Here is a 217-nt window from a genome sequence, read left to right as displayed (position 1 = left end):
GTCGGTGCGGGTGTCGCGGCCCTCACCGGTGTGGATGCGGACGGTGGAGCGGCCGGCGAGACGGTAGTCGTTGAACTTGTAGCGGTGGCCGTCCTCGTCCTTCAGGGTCCAGCCGTTGAGGTTGATCGCGTGGCGGGTGTTGTTGGTGATCTCGACCCACTCGGCGTTCAGCGACCGCACGGTGCGGTTGTCGCGTCCGGGGCTGTCGGCCTGGACA

General features: G+C 67.7%; 1 protein-coding gene. It reads right to left on the bottom strand.

The window, feature by feature from the left end; translation table 11 throughout:
• A partial coding sequence (locus IF00_RS0140685) for a lamin tail domain-containing protein (RefSeq protein WP_030327216.1) occupies nt 1-217 on the bottom strand: 217 nt, incomplete at both ends.

The sequence above is a fragment of the Streptomyces flavochromogenes genome (assembly GCF_000717595.1).
Lineage (GTDB): Bacteria > Actinomycetota > Actinomycetes > Streptomycetales > Streptomycetaceae > Streptomyces > Streptomyces flavochromogenes.
This window is presented reverse-complemented; position numbering and strand designations above follow the sequence as displayed.